Source organism: Acinetobacter sp. 1294243 (assembly GCF_000588015.1).
GTDB lineage: Bacteria > Pseudomonadota > Gammaproteobacteria > Pseudomonadales > Moraxellaceae > Acinetobacter > Acinetobacter pittii.
Genome location: NZ_JFXG01000066.1, coordinates 1 through 511, shown reverse-complemented (window position 1 = coordinate 511; position 511 = coordinate 1). Strand labels below are relative to the sequence as shown.

The window sequence follows — 511 nt, the reverse complement described above, 5'->3', positions numbered from 1 at the left end:
CGGTTCCTGCAGCATTCTTAACGGTTACAACAGCATTCGCTTCGGTTACACCTGCAACCATTTTACCTGCAGCATCAATAGTTGCAGTTAAGCTTGAAGGTGCAGTAGTGTCTGGCGCAACAATTGTTTTTGGTGCTGTAGTATTACCCGCTTTATCTGATGCTGTAGCACTTAGGCTTTCGCCATTTAGATAAGCCTTATCTAAGGTAATTGAATATTTACCTGTAGCATCAGCTGTAGCTGTACCAACTACAGTTCCTGTAGCATTCTTAACTGTTACAACAGCATTCGCTTCAGTTATACCTGTAACCACTTTACCTGTTGTGTCGATAGTTATAGTCAGACTTGAAGGTGCAGTGGTGTCGGGTGCAACTATTGTTTTTGGTACTGTAGCATTACCCGCTTTATCTGATGCTGTTGCACTTAAGCTTTCTCCATTCAAGTAAGCTTTATCTAGGATAATCGAGTATTTACCTGTGGCATCAGCTGTAGCTGTACCGACTACGGTTCC

The 511-nt window shown here is 42.7% G+C and carries 1 protein-coding gene; it reads right to left on the bottom strand.

Translation table 11 applies throughout. The features are described 5' to 3' along the window. The coding region (locus tag J655_RS25370) for an Ig-like domain-containing protein (RefSeq protein WP_228132286.1) at positions 1-511 on the bottom strand (511 nt) is incomplete at both ends.